Raw genomic sequence first — 13845 nt, 5'->3', positions numbered from 1 at the left:
CAGGAACAGGCGCAGCGCCTGGCCGAAGCGGTGGCGGTGTTCAAGATCAATGCCGGCGAAGTGATCGAGGTGCCGGCCCAGCAACTGGGTGGCTATCAGGCACCGACGCTGACGCACGACTGATCGGCACGGGGCTGATCCCCCGTCGCCAAGCGGAGCGCGGCCCATCGCTGGCCGCGGCTCCGGCCGACCCGGCGCCCCTTCGGGGCCGCCGGGTAGAATGCCATCGGCGATTTCAATTAGTGAACGAGTTAAGTTTTCGAAAATACTACCGTTATTGGGCGTAACGCCCCACATCGGGGCGAACCGGTTCCGGTGGCGCCGCGCATCCTGCGCGCGCCCTGCGAGCACCGGGCGGGGGGACAGGCTGCTGCGGGGCGCCAGGTCCGGACAGACCGCTATCAATCGTTCGCCGCGACATATGATGCAACCGGAGACAAGCTGTGCGCGTAAACCTTCCAGTCAATGATGTGGAAACTAAGCTGCGCGAGGATCAATACCTGATCTCGCGCACTGATACCAAGGGCCGCATCCTCTACGCGAACCCGGCCTTTATCGAAGTCAGCGGATTCTCGCGCGAGGAGCTGATCGGCAAGGCCCACAACATCGTCCGCCATCCCGACATGCCGCCCGAGGCCTACGAGGATCTGTGGCGCACCCTGCAGGCGGGTGAATCGTGGCTGGGCCTGGTCAAGAACCGCCGCAAGGACGGCGGCTACTACTGGGTGCTGGCCAACGCCACGCCGATCGTCGAAGACGGCGAAGTGGTGGCGTATTCGTCGGTGCGGGTGCGCCCCAGCGAGGCCCAAGTCGAGATGGCCGAGGAACTCTACGCGCGCATCCGTGAAGGCCGCGCCCGCGGCCTGCGCATCGTGCGCGGCCGCGCGGTGCGGGCGGGCTGGCGGCGTGGCCTGGACGTGCTGGCGTTTCCGTTCCGGCGCAATGTGCGCGGGCGCATGTTCCGCCATGCGTTGTTGTCCTCGGGCATCGTGGTGGCCGCGGGGGTCTACGGCCTGCGCGCCAACTGGGACGCGCTGGACGCGACCGGCGCCGGCCTGGCTTGCGGCCTGCTGGGATTGGGCGTGGCCGGCATTTTCGCGCTTGGCTGGCGCCTGAGCCACGCGGTACTGGATCCCATGGTCGAGGCGGCCAACATGGCGCGCCAGGTCGCCGCCGGCAACCTGACCACGCACATCGTGGCCGAATCGGACGACGAGATCGGCAGCCTGAATTTCTCGCTGGAAGTCATGCGCAGGAGCCTGGTCGGCATTGCCCAGGACGTGTATCGCGGCATCGAAGGCACCACCCAGGCGGCGGTGCACATCGCGCGCGGCAACCAGGAGCTGGCCGGCCGCACCGAAGGCCAGGCCGCCTCGCTGCAGCAGACGGCGGCCAGCATGGAGCAACTGACTTCCACGGTGCGCCAGAACGCCGACAACGCGCGCCAGGCCAATCAACTGGCCGCCAGCAGCATGGACGTGGCGCGCCGCGGCGGCGTGGCGGTGGGACAGGTCGTGAACTCCATGCATGGCATCTCCGAGAGTTCGCGCAAGATCGTCGATATCGTCAGCATCATCGAGGGCATCGCCTTCCAGACCAACATCCTGGCGCTGAATGCGGCGGTGGAAGCGGCCCGCGCCGGCGAATCCGGCAAGGGCTTCGCGGTGGTGGCGGGCGAAGTGCGCAGCCTGGCGCAAAAGAGCGCGCAGGCGGCCAAGGAAATCAAGGGCCTGATCGAAGACTCGGTCGAGCGCGTGTCGGAAGGTTCGGCCCAGGCCGAGCAGGCGGGCGCGACGATGGAGGAGATCGTCGCCGCCGTGCATCGCGTCACCGACATCATCGGCGAGATCTCGCAGGCCTCGCAGGAACAGTCCAGCGGTATCGAGCAGGTCGACAGCGCGGTATCGCAGATGGATGTGATGACGGTGCAGAATACCGCGCTGGTGCAGGAACTGGGCGGCGCGGTGATGCAGTTGGGCAACCAGTCGGGCGCGTTGCGCGAGACCATCCGGGTGTTCCGGCTGACCGGACAGCAGTAGTTTCGCGCGGCATCCGCTGCAAAGCCGGCCTTCGGGCCGGCTTTTTTCATGGGGCGCGCGGCCTACCTGCCGGCCAGCGCGTCGGTCACGCGGCTCATGGCCGACAGGCCGGACTCGAACAACGCTTCGAGGAAGGGGCCGGCGTTCGGCAGCACCACGGCCAGCAGCACCACGCCGACGATCAGGCTGACCGGAAAGCCGACGGAAAACACCGACAGTTGCGGCGCGGCGCGGTTCAGGATACCCATGGCCAGGTTGATCGTCAGCAGCGCGCAGATCAGCGGCAGGGCCAGCAGCAGGCCGGATACGAACACGGTCTTGCCCCATTCCACCACCACGCCCCAGCCATTCTGGTGCAATTGCAGCGCGGCCACCGGCAGGGTGTCGAACGAGCGCACCAGGGCCGCCAGCACCAGCAGGTGGCCGTCCAGCGCGAGGAAGGTCAGCATCGCCACGATGTTGAACAGGCGCGACAGCACGGCGGTGTTGGCCCCGGTGCCAGGGTCGAAGAACGAGGCGAACGACAGACCCATCTGCAGGCCGACGAATTCACCGGCAGTCTGCACCGCCGCGAACACCAGCCGCATGGTGAAGCCCATGGCGATGCCGATCAGCACCTGTTGCATCACCATCCACAGGCCGGCAAAGGAACCCGGGGCGATTGGCGGCGCGGGATCGAGCGCGGGGCTGACGGCGACGGCCAGCACGAAGGCCAGGCCGATCTTGACCTTGACCGGCACGGTCGATTCGGAAAAGAGGGGCGCGGTGCCCACCAGCGCCAGGATGCGCACGAACGGCCAGAGGAACTGGCCGATCCAGCCATTGAGCTGTTCGAGGGTGAACGAAAACATGGAGACGCGTCGCGGGGGCCGGCGGCGCGCGCCGCTACGACACCAGGCCGGGAATCTGGCCGATCAACTGGCGGATGTAGTCGACCATGATGCCGATCAGCCACGGGCCCAGCAGCACCAGCACGCCGCACATGGCCAGCAGCTTCGGGATGAACGACAGGGTCATTTCGTTGATCTGCGTGGCGGCCTGGAAGATGCTGATCACCAGGCCCACGATCAGGGTGATGATCAGCAGCGGGCCGGCCATCGCCAGCGCGACCTTCATCGCCTGGTAGGTCATGGTCATGACGGTTTCGGCGGTCATGGCGATTCCCTATTGGTAGAAGCTCTGGGCCAGCGAGCCCATCAGCAGGTTCCAGCCGTCGGCCAGCACGAACAGCATCAGCTTGAACGGCAGCGCCACGGTCACGGGGGGCACCATCATCATGCCAAGCGCCATCAGCACGCTGGCGACCACCAGGTCGATGATCAGGAACGGAATGAAGATGGTGAAACCGATCTGGAACGCGGTCTTGAGTTCGCTGGTAATGAAGGCCGGCACCAGGATGCGCAGCGGCACCTGCGACGGGTCTTCCAACGCGGGTTGCTTGGCCAGGTTGGCGAACAGCGCCAGATCGTTCTCGCGCGTCTGGTGCAGCATGAAGGTGCGCAGCGGGCCGGCGGCGCGCTCGACCGCGGCCTCGAACTGGATGGAGCCCTCGGACAGCGGCTTGTAGGCGTCGGTGTAGATCTTGTCGAACACCGGCGACATCGTATAGAAGGTCAGGAACAGCGCCAGGCCGATCAGCACGTGGTTGGGCGGCGACATCGCGGTGCCCATGGCGCTGCGCAGCAGGCCGAGCACGATGATGATGCGGGTGAAGCCGGTCATCATGAGCAATGCCGCTGGCAGGAACGACAGCGACGTCATCAGCAGCAGCGTCTGCATGCTGAGCGAATAGGTTTCCGAGCCCCCGGGGCCGGGCGTCGCGGTCAGGGCGGGCAGGGTGGCCTGGGCGATCACGCCGCCGGGGAAAAACGCCAGGCCCAGCAATGCGGCGGCGCCCAGCAGGGGCAGCGCGCGGCGACGGGCGCGAAGGGAAGAGGGCAAGCTCATGGTGTGGAAACGCGCGCCGCCTAGCGGCGCTTGAGCGCCTGGCCCAGTTTTGCCGCGAAGGCGGCGGTGGGCATCGGCGCGGCCTGCGGCAGTTCGCCGGCGGGCAGGGTATGCAGGGTGTTGAGCTGGCCGGGGCTGACGCCCACGACCACCCAGGTGTTCTCGATCTCGACGACGACGATGCTCTGCCGCGCGCCGATCGGCAGGCTGGCAACCTGCTTGAGCAGGTTGCCGCCGCCGCGCTGCGTCAGGCCGGCGCGGCGCGCCAGCCAGGCCGCGGCCAGGATGGCCGCCAGCACCAGCACCAGGCCGATGACGACGCGCAGCAGGGCGGACTCGTTCATCACGGGCGCGGCGTCAACGGCGGTTGTTGAGGCGGTTGATGCGTTCGGACGGGGTGATGATGTCGGTCAGGCGGATGCCGTACTTGTCTTCCACCACCACCACTTCGCCCTGGGCGATCAGGTAGCCGTTGACGAAGATATCCATCGGCTCGCCGGCCAGGCCGTCCAGTTCCACCACCGAGCCCTGACCGAGTTGCAGCAGGTTCTTGATGGTCAGCCGGGTGCGGCCCAGTTCGACGGTCAACTGGACGGGAACGTCCATGATCAGGTCGATGTCGGTGCCGGTGCCGGCGGCCGAGCCGGCCAGCGGCTTGAACACCGATTGCGCCGCCGACTGGGCGGCGGGCGCGGCGGGGGCGGGCGCGGCCGGCGCGGCAGCGGGCGCCGGCGCGGCGGCCGCGGGCGGCGTGGCCGCGGTCTGCTCGGCCATGGCGGCGGCCCAGTCGTCCTGGGCGGGCTTCAGGCCGTCCGCCTGCGTGGGCGGATTGGCGCGGGATTGTTCGGCGAGCGCGTCGGCCCAGTCGTCGGCCGGGGACGAGCCGGAGCCGGGCTCGTTCTTGTCAGTCATGGTCGGGGGCCTCGTTTGATTCGGTATCGTGGGTAAACATGTTTTGCACGCGCAGGGCGTACTGGCCGTTAAAGACGCCGTAGCCGCATTCCATCAGCGGCACGCCGTCGACATGGGCGATGACGGTCTGCGGCACATCCACGGGCAGGATGTCGCCGACCTTCATGCGCATCAGTTCGCGGATGCTGGACGGAATGCGCGCGAATTCGGCGACCACGTCGATGTCGGCGCTGCGCACCTGGCGCGAAAGCTGCTGCGACCAGCGCTGGTCGACTTCCTCGAGCGTGGTTTCCTGCAGCGGCCGCGTGAGCAGGTCGCGCACCGGCTCGATCATGGAGTAGGGCAGGCAGATGTTGAGGTCGCCGCCGGTCGCGCCGAATTCGATGTGGAACGAGGTGACGACCACCACTTCATTGTTGCCGGTGATACTGGCGAACTTGGTGTGCATCTCCGAGCGGACGTAGTCGAATTCGATCGGATAGACGGGATCCCAGGACTTGCCGTAGCTTTCCAGGGTCAGGTTGAGCAGGCGCCGGATGATGCGCTGTTCGGTGGTGGTGAAGTCCCGGCCCTCGACCCGCGTGTGGTAGCGGCCATCGCCGCCGAACAGGCTGTCGATGACCAGGAACACCAGATTCGGGTCGTAGGTGAAGAGCGCCGTGCCGCGCAGCGGCTTCATCTGAATCATGTTCAGATTGCTGGGAACCGGCAGGTTGCGCTCGAAGTCCGCGTACTTCTGGATCTTGATCGAGCCGACGGTGATGTCGGCGCTGCGGCGCATGAAGTTCAACAGCACGCTGCGCATCTGGCGCGCGAAACGCTCGTTGATGAGCTCCAGCGTCTGCATGCGCCGGCGCACCACGCGGTCGGGCGAGCTCAGGTCATAGGCGCGGGCGCCGTCGTTGGGGCCCGCCGATTCCTTTTTGCTGTCGCTCTCGCCCGTGACGCCGGCCAGCAGCGCGTCGACTTCGTCCTGCGAAAGAAACGCCTCGTAGGCCATGCTTATTGCACCACGAACGCCGTATACAGTACGTCGGTGACATACTGGCCGTCCGGCAGGGGCGCGAACGGGCGGTTGACGGCTTGCTTGATGGCGTTGGCCATGTCGGTCTTGCCCTGCTGCGTCTGCACGGCAATGGGCGATTGCGCGGACAGCACCATGAGGATGCGGCTGCGCACTTCCGGCATGTATTTTTCCAGGCGGATGCGGGTCTGCTCGTCGCTGACGCGCAGCGTCAGGCCGACGTGCATGATGCGTTCGGTGTCGGCATTTTGCAGCGTGACCGTGAAGGCCTCGATCGGCACGAAGATCGGGGCGGGCACCGCCGCCGGGGTGGCGGGCGGGGCGACGAAGGTGGTCGGCGTGGCCTGCGGGCCGGCGGCGCCGGGCTGGCCCGGCTGGTTGCCGGTCTGGCCCACGCCCAGTTGCACCGGCGCGCCGCCTTGCGGCTGCATGCGCTGGGCGATGAACCAGGTCGCGCCGGCGCTGGCGGCGGCCACCAACAGCAGCACCAATATCATGAGCAACGGACGAAGGATGCGGCCAATGCCGCCGGAGCGTGTCGGAAGCGGGCCGCGCGGCGGCATGGTTGTGGGTTTGGAAGTCGCCATCTCGGTGTCGATGCGTGTTTTGCCGCTGATGAAAACGGATTCTTAGTGGATGAAAGCATTCTGCCCGAAATCACGCCCCCGCTTGGAGGCGAAAAACAGGGCGAAAGCCGCGTATCTCAAGCTATTGCTGCACCGCCCGCAACCGTTGCCGGCCGCGGGCCGCGTGATTGTTACGCGAAGGTGTCGACCAGCGCATTGGCGTTGCGCGAAGCCGTCACGGTGGCCGGCTGGCCATCGATCGCGCCGTCGGCCACCGCGGCGCCATTGCCGCCGCCCTGGCGTTGCGAACCGCCGCCGTTCTGCTGGGCGAATTCCTGCTGCGCGGCCTGTTCGCCGACACTGGTCTGGCCCAGCGAGATGCCGGCCTGGGCCAGCGCCTGCTGCAATTGCGGAATCGCGGTTTCGATGGCCTGGCGCACCGAGGCGTGAGCCGACACGAAGGAGGCGCTGGCGACACCGTCGGCCAGGTTGATGCTGACGCGCAGCGGGCCGAGGTCGGGCGGATCCAGGCGCAGTTCGGCGGTCTGGGTGCCCTGGCGCAGGTTGTTGCTCATGACCACCATTTGCTGGCCGAGCTCGGTGCCCCAGTGGGTGCCGCCCACGGGGGTGGCGACCTGCAGCACCACCGGTACATTGGGCACGGCAATGCTGGCGGGGTTGGCGATGGGAGCGGGCTGCTGGCGCTGCGTGGCGGCGGCGATCGCCTGTGCCAGGTGATCCTGGGCATTGGCGGCGTGCTGCGGCACCTGGAACTGTTGCGCCGTGCTGAGCACCGGCGCGGCCGGGTCTTCTTCGGCGCGGGCGTGGTGTGGCAGGGCGGGCGCGGGGTCGGCCGGAGCCACGCGCGCATTGGCGGCGCGCGGCGCGGCGGCTTCGATGGCGGGGCGCGCAAGTTCGGCGGCGGGCGCGGTCTTGGCGGCTGCCGCTTCGACGACAGGCGTCGAGCCGGGCTTGACGGCCGCGGTAACCACGGGCTGGGCAATCTGCGCATCGCGGCTGGCCAGCGCGGCGGCGGCCTCGGCCTGCTGCGCCGTGGCCGGCACCGGCGCGCGCGGGGTAGCGATGGCGTCGTTGGCGGTCAGCGCGGCCTGCACCACGGCGGCGCCGCTGCTGATGGCGGTGGCGGCGGCCTGAGCGCTGCCGCGCGCCAGTTGGACTTGCTCGGCGGCCTGGGCGGCGATCTCCAGCGCCTGCTCCGGCAGAATGACCGGCGTGGCGGGCTGCTGCGTGGCGGCCACGGCGAGCGCCCCGGCCTCGGCCTGGGTGGCGGTCTGCACCGCGTTGTCGATCGCGGTGGCGGCGGCGTCTTCGGCGTTGGCGGCGGCATCGCTCGAGGTCTTGCCGCCGTTGGTCGGCGTCTTGGTGCCGTTGTTGTTGGCCGGCCGCGCGTCGGCGGACGGGTTGGGACGTTGCTGGGCCAGCACGTCGGAGAAGGAGGGGCCCTTCTTGGACGTGGCGGACGCGGCCTTGGCGCCGAGCGTATCGGCGATCGAGGCCGGCGCGGCGGGCGCGATGGCGGGCATGGGCAGGGGAGCGGTCATCTCGGGCTTCCTGTGGGCAATTAGTGCATTCCAGCCCGGCGCTGGACCAGGCGGGCGGAGTATTCGTCGTTGGCGCGCTGCTCGCGGCGGGATTCCACCACGGCCTGCGCGCGCAATTCGCGTTGCGCCAGGGCGTCGTAGGAATTGAGCTTGCGCTTTTCCTGCTGCCAGTAGAGCCGGCCCTTGGCCAGGTTCTCGTCGGCCTGGCGCAGCACGTTCTGCTGCTGGCCGATGGCGTCGTCCAGGGTGCCGATGAAGCGCTGGTAGTTGTGGCAGTCGCTGGCGGACATGCCGGTGGTCATGGCTTGCTGCAGGCGCTCCAGGTAGTCCTGGCGATAGTCCTGCAGCATGCCGAGCTGGCGCTCGGCGTTGGTGCGCTCGGTGCTGAGCCGGCCGAGCAGGCGGGCGGCCTCGTCCGTGCTCTCCTTGGCCAGGTTGATCAGCATGTCCAGGGGCAATTGGCTAGGCATAGGTGTCTCTCAATTCGAAGCTGGCGCGCAGTTGTTCCACCGCATCCTCGTAACCGACGTTCTCGCCGATATCCTGTTGCAGGAAGGCTTCCAGGCGCGGGTAGCGGGCGATGGCATCGTCCAGCTGCGGGTCATTGCCGGCGGCGTAGGCGCCCACGGCGATCAGGTCGCGGTTGCGCTGGTAGCGCGACAGCGTCTGCTTGAAACGGCGCACCACGGCGAACTGCTGCGGTGTGATCAGCGAGGTCATGGCGCGCGAGATCGAGGCCTCGATGTCGATGGCGGGGTAGTGGCCGGATTCGGCCAGGTGGCGCGACAGCACCACGTGGCCGTCCAGGATGGCGCGGGCCGAATCGGCGATCGGATCCTGCTGGTCGTCACCCTCGGCCAGCACGGTATAGAAGGCGGTGATCGAGCCGGCCTTGCCGCTGGGGCCGGGCGCGCCCATGCCGGCGCGCTCGACCAGGGTCGGCAGCTTGGCGAACACCGACGGCGGATAGCCCTTGGTGGCCGGCGGCTCGCCGATGGCCAGCGCGATTTCCCGTTGCGCCATGGCGTATCGGGTCAGCGAGTCCATGATCAGCAGCACGTCCAGGCCCTGGTCGCGGAAGTGTTCCGCCAGGCGCGTGGCGTAGGCCGCGCCCTGCAGGCGCAGCAATGCCGAGACGTCGGCCGGCGCGGCCACCACCACCGAGCGCGCCAGGCCTTCGGGACCCAGGTTGTGCTCGATGAATTCCTTGACTTCGCGGCCGCGCTCGCCGATCAGGCCGACCACGATGACGTCGGCCTTGGTGTAGCGGGCCATCATGCCCAGCAGCACGCTCTTGCCGACGCCGGAGCCGGCGAACAGGCCCATGCGCTGGCCGCGGCCGACGGTGAGCAGGCCGTTGATGGCGCGCACGCCGGTATCGAGCACGGTGTCGATCGGCGCGCGCGACAGCGGGTTGATGGGCTGGGCCGACAGCGGCGCCAGTTCGGCGCCGGTCAGCGGGCCCAGGCCGTCCAGCGGCCGGCCGGCGCCGTCGAGCACGCGGCCGAGCAGGGCGTTGCCCACCGGCAGGTGGCGGCCCAGTTGCGGCTTGGCGTTGCCATTCAGTTCGGCCTTGCGCGGCAGCGGAATCTGGCGCTGCACCGGCGGCTCGCCGGGTACCACGCGGGCGCCGGGCGGCAGGCCGGAAATGTCGGCCTGCGGCATCAGGTACAAGGTGTGGCCGTCGAAACCGACCACTTCGGCGTCGGCCCAGTGGTCGTGGCCGCGCGCGATCTCGATGCGGGCCGCCGCGCCCACGGGCAGGCGCAGGCCGGTGGCGTGCAGCACCAGGCCGGTGGCGCGCGTGATCTTGCCGCTGACCAGCCAGGGGTCGGTCGAGGCGGCGCGGATCGAGCCGATCTGCAGTTGGGTCTGCCAGCGGTCGATCACCGGCACGGCCGGTTGGCCGGGCTGCGCGGGGGCCGGATGGGCGCTCACACCGGTTCCTCCCAGTGGACGTTGCGACCGAGCGAGGCCGCCACGCGGCGCCAGCGGGTCTGCAAGGTGGCGTCGATGTCGCCGAACGGCGTCTCGGCGCGGCAGCCGCCGCGGGCAATCGATTCGTCGGCCAGCACGCGCCAGTGGCCTTCCTTGAGCTCGTCGGCCAGGTGCAGGCGGATCAGTTCGATATCGGCCGGATTGGCCCACAGCCGCATCTGGCCGCCGGCGGTGGGGTTGATGTGCAGCACTTCGCGCACGGCGCTGGCGACGGTTTCGGGCTGTTCGGCCAGGGTGGTGCGCACCACCTGCTGGGCAATGTCCAGGGCCAGCGTCAGCAGGCTCTGGCCCATCTTTTCTTCCAGCGCGCCGACCGATTCGGCGCAGGCCTGCATCAGCGCATGCAGGTGCCGGGCTTCTTCGGCGCCTTGTTCGCGGGCCTGCGCCAGCCCTTCGGCGTAGCCGGCTTCGCGGCCGGCGGCCAGGCCCGCTTCATGGCCTTCGGCGCGGCCGGCTTCGAGGCCGGCGGCGTGGCCTTGCGCGTAACCTTCCTCGCGGCCCTCGGCGATGGCCTGGGCGCGCAGTTGCGCCATCACCACTTCGGGGTCGGGGCCCGGATCGGGTTGCGGTTCGGGTTCGACTTCGACAGGCGGCGGCTCGTCGAACGACAGCATCTGCCAGCGCCGCCAGGCGGCGCTGCGCGAAATGCGCGTCGACTGACCGGTATCCGCTTCAGACATACGCGTCGTCTCCGGAGTTGCCCAGCACGATCTGGCCGCTTTCGGCCAGGCGGCGGGCGATCTGCAGGATCTTCTTCTGCTCGCCCTCGACCTTCGACATGCGGATCGGCCCTTGCGCTTCCAGGTCCTCGCGCAGCATTTCGGCGGCGCGGCTGGACATGTTGCGCAGGAACTTGGCGCGCAGCTCTTCCTGGGCGCCCTTGAGCGCGACCATGAGCGTGTCGTTGTCGATTTCCTTGAGGATGAGCTGGATCGCGCGGTCTTCGACATCGAGCAGGTTGTCGAACACGAACATTTCGTCGATGATCTTCTGCGCCAGGTCGCTGTCGCGTTCGCGCAGGCTGGCGACCACGGTTTCCTCTTCGGCCGAATTCATCATGTTCAGGATCTCGGCCGCGGTGCGCACGCCGCCCATCTTGCTGCGCTTGGCGCCCTGGCCGGCCAGCACGGAATTCAGCACTTCGGTCAGCTCGGACAGCGCGGCCGGCTGCACGCCGCCGAAGGTGGCGATGCGCAGCATGACGTCGTTGCGCAGGCGGTCGGTCAGCAGCGCCAGCACGCCGGCGGCGCGGTCGCGCTCCAGGTGCACCAGGATGGTGGCGATGATCTGCGGGTGTTCGTCGCCGATCAGCTCGGCCACGGTGTGCGGGTCGAGCCAGTTCAGGGCGTCGATGCCGCTGCCGCCTTCGCCGGCCTCCAGGATGTCTTCGATCAGGCCGGCGGCGCGGTCGCTGCCCAGCGCCTTGGTCAGCACGGTGCGGATGTAGTCGTCCGAGCCCAGCGTGACGGCCATGAACTGGTCGGCTTCCTGGCGGAATTCCTCCAGCACCACGGCCACGTCGTTGCGGGTGACCTGCTTGAGGCTGGCCATGGCGGCGCCGACCTGCTGGACTTCGCGCGCGCTGAGGTACTTGAAGACCTCGGCCGCGGCGTCTTCGCCCAGCGACATCATCAGGACGGCGCTGCGCGTCATGCCGTCCATGGGTTTGGCATCATTTTTCATCTTTGGTCATCCAGGTGCGCAGGACCATCGCGACGGCGCGCGGATCCTTGTTCGCCATCGTGCGGGCGCGTTCCAGGTTGTCCTGGTAACGGTCGGTTTCCTTGGCGCGGGCCAGGTCCTGGGCCTCGCGCTGGGCTTCGATGCGCTCGGCCTCGGCCACTTCCGGATCGACCGGCGGGTACAGGTAGTCGCTCACCGAGCGGCGGACCTTGCGGTACAGCCACAGGGCCAGCACGCCACCGACCAGCCACGCCAGGATGGTCTTGAACAGCGAGATCATTTCCGGATCGCGCCACATCGGCACGGGCGGCGGGCCGTCATTGAACTGGCTGTTGACCAGGTTCAGCGAGTCGCCGCGGCTTTCGGAATAGCCCATGGCCTCGCGCACCAGGTTGGTCAGTTTGCTCAGTTCCTCGGGCGGCAGGGCGACCAGTTCGCCGTCCTTGTCGCGCACGTAATTGACCACCACGGCGACCGACAGGCGCTTGAGCATGCCGACCGGCTGCTTGATGTGGCTGATGGTGCGGTCGACTTCGTAGTTGGTGGTGGCGTCGCGGCGGTCGCTGACGGTACCGCCGGCGGCCTGGCCGCCTGCGCCGGTGGTGGTCTGTTGTTGCTGCTGCTGGCCCTGCTGCTGCGGCTGGCCCGGGCGCGGCGGCTGGGTCTGCGGCGGGTTGGCGATCGGCGCCTGGGCGTTGGCCGGCGGCTGGTTCGACAGCGCGCCGGGCACGCCCTGGGCGGGGTTGATGCCGCGCTGATTCGATTCGCTGGTCTGCTGGCTGCGGATGGCGGCCTGGCCGGGTTCCTGATTGGGGCGGTAGACCTCGGAGGTTTCCTCGCGGCGCGAGAAGTCCATCTCGGCGCTGGCCTGGGCGTGCACGTTGCCGGGGCCGACCAGCGGATTGAGGATGGTGAGGATGCGCTCGACGGTGCGTTGTTCGGTTTCCCGAACCATGCGCATCTGGTCGGCGTCCATGCCACGGCCTTCGCCGGTCGGGGCGGACAGCAGGCGGCCGTTCTGGTCGACGATGGAGACGTTTTCGGCGGTCAGCTCGGGCACGCTGGAGGCGACCAGCCAGGAAATGGCCGAGACCTGGGCATCGCTCAGGCTGCGGCCGGGGTAGACGTTCAGCAGCACCGAGGCGGTCGGTGCCTGGCGCTCGCGCACGAACAGCGACTGGCGCGGCATGGCCAGGTGCACGCGGGCGTGCTGCACGGTGTGCATGGATTCGATCGAGCGCGCCAGTTCGCCTTCCAGGCCGCGCTGGTAATTGATCTGCTCGGCGAACTGGCTGGCGCCGAAACGGGCGTTGTCCATCAGTTCGAAGCCGACCGAGCCGCCGCGCGGCAGGCCTTGCGAGGCCAGTTGCAGGCGGGCGTCGTAGACGCGGTCGGCCGGCACCAGCAGGGCGGTGCCGGTGTCGTTGTACTTGTAGGGCACGTTCATGGTGCCCAGGGCGGTCACGATGGCGCCGCCGTCGCGGTCATCCAGGTTCGAGAACAGCACCTTGTATTTGGGCTCGCTGCTCCACATCGCCACGGCGACGATCAGCGCGACCAGTGCCGCCGCCGCGCCGAGCAGGATCGGCTTGGGCAGGGCACGGACCTTTTCCAACACGGGAAACTTCGCCAGAAGCGACGCGCTAAGGGTAGCCTGCTGATTCATTGGCGGCTCCCGCTGGCTTCGCGGAGCAGGGAAAATGACTTCATGTTCGGGTAGGGCAGATTACACATGCAACGTGCTTCTGGTCTGGGGAGAGCCTGGATTATTGCTGCTGCGTTAGCAAACCCAATCGTTGAAAACAGCGGTTTTTTGGCGTTACTTGTCCTCTATGTCGACAAGCGGGCGAGGCAGGGCGGGGGCGATCCGCACTTCTCGGTCGAGCTAAGTGCGTCCCCAATAATCGGGGCCTCATCGGGAGGCTAGTATTGGCCCCCGTTCACGCAGTTGCAGAGCAGGGCAATGGGTTCCGAGCAACAGTGGGCGTTGTCCGATCTAGGTCGATCTAGCGACGTTACGCAGGCGGCAGACGGCAAGATCCGGAGCGCGAGGGGAGGGATAGGTTCGTGACCAGGTTTTGGTGAGAGAGAGGCTGGGCATCGGCATGTTTGAA

At 68.2% G+C, this 13845-nt stretch carries 14 protein-coding genes; 1 reads left to right on the top strand and 13 read right to left on the bottom strand.

The features are described from left to right. Positions 1–443: 443 nt before the first annotated feature. Positions 444–2039 carry a methyl-accepting chemotaxis protein gene (locus ACN6O8_RS21715; protein ID WP_427993057.1) on the top strand — a complete coding sequence of 532 codons (1596 nt, stop codon included), beginning with the start codon at positions 444–446 and terminating at the stop codon, positions 2037–2039. Between the two features lie 62 nt (positions 2040–2101). Here the strand turns inward: ACN6O8_RS21715 and fliR are convergent, their stop codons facing one another. From fliR to fliF, 13 genes are all read right to left on the bottom strand, one after another. After that, positions 2102–2890: a flagellar biosynthetic protein FliR gene (fliR, locus tag ACN6O8_RS21710; RefSeq protein WP_427993056.1), complete on the bottom strand. Its 789-nt coding sequence runs from the start codon at positions 2888–2890 to the stop codon at positions 2102–2104. A 34-nt stretch (positions 2891–2924) separates the two neighbouring features. Next, positions 2925–3194 (bottom strand): flagellar biosynthesis protein FliQ, encoded by a 270-nt coding sequence (gene fliQ / locus ACN6O8_RS21705; RefSeq protein WP_025138879.1) that lies wholly within the window; start codon positions 3192–3194, stop codon positions 2925–2927. A 9-nt stretch (positions 3195–3203) separates the two neighbouring features. Further along, the gene (fliP, locus tag ACN6O8_RS21700; RefSeq protein ID WP_427993055.1) at positions 3204–3986 is read right to left on the bottom strand and encodes a flagellar type III secretion system pore protein FliP; all 783 of its coding nucleotides are present in this window, start codon (positions 3984–3986) and stop codon (positions 3204–3206) included. Positions 3987–4006: 20 nt separating this feature from the next. Further along, positions 4007–4330, bottom strand: coding sequence for a flagellar biosynthetic protein FliO (gene fliO / locus ACN6O8_RS21695; RefSeq protein ID WP_427993054.1), 324 nt, complete (start codon positions 4328–4330; stop codon positions 4007–4009). A gap of 13 nt (positions 4331–4343) precedes the next feature. Further along, a complete protein-coding gene (fliN, locus tag ACN6O8_RS21690) occupies positions 4344–4898 on the bottom strand; it encodes a flagellar motor switch protein FliN (RefSeq protein ID WP_427993053.1) in 555 nt (184 codons plus the stop codon). After that, positions 4891–5898 carry a flagellar motor switch protein FliM gene (gene fliM / locus ACN6O8_RS21685; RefSeq protein WP_427993052.1) on the bottom strand — a complete coding sequence of 336 codons (1008 nt, stop codon included), beginning with the start codon at positions 5896–5898 and terminating at the stop codon, positions 4891–4893. The genes fliN and fliM overlap by 8 nt, the downstream gene beginning before the upstream one ends. 2 nt (positions 5899–5900) lie before the next feature. Beyond that, positions 5901–6509 carry a flagellar basal body-associated FliL family protein gene (locus tag ACN6O8_RS21680; RefSeq protein ID WP_427993051.1) on the bottom strand — a complete coding sequence of 203 codons (609 nt, stop codon included), beginning with the start codon at positions 6507–6509 and terminating at the stop codon, positions 5901–5903. Between the two features lie 170 nt (positions 6510–6679). Next, positions 6680–8050: a flagellar hook-length control protein FliK gene (locus tag ACN6O8_RS21675; protein ID WP_427993050.1), complete on the bottom strand. Its 1371-nt coding sequence runs from the start codon at positions 8048–8050 to the stop codon at positions 6680–6682. A 20-nt stretch (positions 8051–8070) separates the two neighbouring features. Beyond that, positions 8071–8520 (bottom strand): flagellar export protein FliJ, encoded by a 450-nt coding sequence (fliJ, locus tag ACN6O8_RS21670; RefSeq protein ID WP_427993049.1) that lies wholly within the window; start codon positions 8518–8520, stop codon positions 8071–8073. Beyond that, the gene (gene fliI / locus ACN6O8_RS21665) at positions 8513–9988 is read right to left on the bottom strand and encodes a flagellar protein export ATPase FliI (RefSeq protein ID WP_427993048.1); all 1476 of its coding nucleotides are present in this window, start codon (positions 9986–9988) and stop codon (positions 8513–8515) included. The genes fliJ and fliI overlap by 8 nt, the downstream gene beginning before the upstream one ends. Further along, positions 9985–10728, bottom strand: a complete 744-nt coding sequence (fliH, locus tag ACN6O8_RS21660) for a flagellar assembly protein FliH (RefSeq protein ID WP_427993047.1) — start codon at positions 10726–10728, stop codon at positions 9985–9987. The genes fliI and fliH overlap by 4 nt, the downstream gene beginning before the upstream one ends. After that, on the bottom strand, positions 10721–11731 hold the full coding sequence (gene fliG / locus ACN6O8_RS21655; protein WP_427993046.1) for a flagellar motor switch protein FliG: 1011 nt from the start codon (positions 11729–11731) through the stop codon (positions 10721–10723). Before fliG ends, fliH begins: the two co-directional genes overlap by 8 nt. Beyond that, positions 11721–13397 carry a flagellar basal-body MS-ring/collar protein FliF gene (gene fliF, locus ACN6O8_RS21650; RefSeq protein ID WP_427993045.1) on the bottom strand — a complete coding sequence of 559 codons (1677 nt, stop codon included), beginning with the start codon at positions 13395–13397 and terminating at the stop codon, positions 11721–11723. Before fliF ends, fliG begins: the two co-directional genes overlap by 11 nt. Positions 13398–13845 lie beyond the last annotated feature (448 nt).

Source organism: Achromobacter sp. (assembly GCF_050285565.1).
Lineage (GTDB): Bacteria > Pseudomonadota > Gammaproteobacteria > Burkholderiales > Burkholderiaceae_B > Achromobacter.
Note: the sequence above shows the minus strand (reverse complement) of the source record. Positions and strands in the feature narration are given on the sequence as shown.

What these genes read in the sequence shown, in the direction of transcription:
- fliR (WP_427993056.1), bottom strand. Translation starts at nt 2,890, where the DNA reads ATGTTTTCGTTCACCCTCGAACAGCTCAATGGCTGGATCGGCCAGTTC.
- fliN (WP_427993053.1), bottom strand. Translation starts at nt 4,898, where the DNA reads ATGACTGACAAGAACGAGCCCGGCTCCGGCTCGTCCCCGGCCGACGAC.
- fliH (WP_427993047.1), bottom strand. Translation starts at nt 10,728, where the DNA reads ATGTCTGAAGCGGATACCGGTCAGTCGACGCGCATTTCGCGCAGCGCC.
- ACN6O8_RS21675 (WP_427993050.1), bottom strand. Translation starts at nt 8,050, where the DNA reads ATGACCGCTCCCCTGCCCATGCCCGCCATCGCGCCCGCCGCGCCGGCC.
- fliJ (WP_427993049.1), bottom strand. Translation starts at nt 8,520, where the DNA reads ATGCCTAGCCAATTGCCCCTGGACATGCTGATCAACCTGGCCAAGGAG.
- ACN6O8_RS21680 (WP_427993051.1), bottom strand. Translation starts at nt 6,509, where the DNA reads ATGGCGACTTCCAAACCCACAACCATGCCGCCGCGCGGCCCGCTTCCG.
- fliG (WP_427993046.1), bottom strand. Translation starts at nt 11,731, where the DNA reads ATGAAAAATGATGCCAAACCCATGGACGGCATGACGCGCAGCGCCGTC.
- fliQ (WP_025138879.1), bottom strand. Translation starts at nt 3,194, where the DNA reads ATGACCGCCGAAACCGTCATGACCATGACCTACCAGGCGATGAAGGTC.
- fliF (WP_427993045.1), bottom strand. Translation starts at nt 13,397, where the DNA reads ATGAATCAGCAGGCTACCCTTAGCGCGTCGCTTCTGGCGAAGTTTCCC.
- fliO (WP_427993054.1), bottom strand. Translation starts at nt 4,330, where the DNA reads ATGAACGAGTCCGCCCTGCTGCGCGTCGTCATCGGCCTGGTGCTGGTG.
- fliP (WP_427993055.1), bottom strand. Translation starts at nt 3,986, where the DNA reads ATGAGCTTGCCCTCTTCCCTTCGCGCCCGTCGCCGCGCGCTGCCCCTG.
- fliM (WP_427993052.1), bottom strand. Translation starts at nt 5,898, where the DNA reads ATGGCCTACGAGGCGTTTCTTTCGCAGGACGAAGTCGACGCGCTGCTG.